General features: G+C 72.0%; 1 protein-coding gene. It reads right to left on the bottom strand.

Annotated features, from left to right (window positions below; all coding sequences use genetic code 11):
* Window positions 1–1,171: glycoside hydrolase family 3 C-terminal domain-containing protein (locus tag AB0M20_RS44265; RefSeq protein WP_364307559.1), on the bottom strand; the 1,171-nt coding region annotated here is incomplete at its 3' end.
* Window positions 1,172–1,264: the final 93 nt, after the last annotated feature.

The following is a 1,264-nucleotide window of genomic DNA, read 5'->3' as shown; positions in this document are numbered from 1 at the left end:
AGCGGGTGTAGCCGAGGCCGTGCCCGAACGGGAACAGTGGCCGCCCGCGGAAATACTGGTAGGTCGCCTCGCTTCCGATGATGTCGTAGTCGAACAGGTCGGGAAGGTCCTCCGCGCCGCGATACCAGGTCTGCGGCAGCCGCCCGGTGGGCTCGACCGCGACGCCGTCTGCCGTGCGGCCGAGCAGCAGCTCGGCGAGCGCGGCGCCGGACTCCTGACCGCCGTGCGACGACCACAGGATGGCCGGCACGTGCTCGGCGGCCCAGCCGATCGCGTACGGATAGCTGCTGGTCACGACGAGGACCGTGCGCGGGTTGGCGGCCCGGACGGCGCGCAGCAACGCGTCCTGCGCCGGCGGCAGGCCGAGGTCGGCGCGGTCCTGCGTCTCGCGCCCGTTCACCATCGGATGGTTGCCCAGCACCACCACCGCCACGTCCGCCTGGGCGGCCACCTCGGCGGCGGCGGCGAGCCCATCGACGACGAGGGAGGCGGTGAACGGCGTCGCCTCCGCCGCCGTCGGGGCCGACGCCCGCGGGGTCCCGTCGAAGTCCACGACCACCCAGCGGTCCAGGGCGACGTTGCGCAACCGCACTTCATCCCCGGCGTACGCGACCTCGAAGGTCTCCCGCACCACCCACTCGCCGGGCGCGGTCCGGTCGGCGACCAGCACACCGTCGTCCCGCGCCCGCACATACCGCCCGCCGGCCCGCAGCGTCAGCACACCCCCGCCCCAGTCGAGCACGTCGAGCAGCCCGCCGCCGACGCCGACCGGGCCGCCGGGTCCGCTGAGCAAGATCCGGTCCACGCCCTCGGCATGGACCGCGTCGGGCAGCGCGTCCCGCAGCGTCACCGCATACGGGAGGGTGCCGCTGTACCAGTCGGTGAACAACGTGCCGGCCAGCGGCCCGAGCACCGCGACGCGCGTGGTGGCCGGCAGCGGAAGCAGCCCGCCCTCGTTGCGCAGCAGCACCACGCTCCGGCGGGCGGCCTCCCGGGCCAGATCCTGGTGTGCGGCGCAGTTGACCACGTCGGCGGTGATGCCGGCGTATGGGTCCGCGTCCGGATCGAACTCGCCCAGCCGGAACCGGACGGCGAGGATCCGCCGGGCCGCGTCCTGGATGTCGGACTCGGTGATCAGCCCGCGTTCGAGGGCCGCGGTCAGCCGGGCCACGGTCCGGTCGGGTCCTCAACTAAAAAAATGAACACGAAAAATTGCCGACAGATGGACGACAATGAAACGACAGTTACTTCAAAATTATATTCT

The sequence above is a fragment of the Actinoplanes sp. NPDC051633 genome (assembly GCF_040681735.1).
Lineage (GTDB): Bacteria > Actinomycetota > Actinomycetes > Mycobacteriales > Micromonosporaceae > Actinoplanes.
This window is presented reverse-complemented; position numbering and strand designations above follow the sequence as displayed.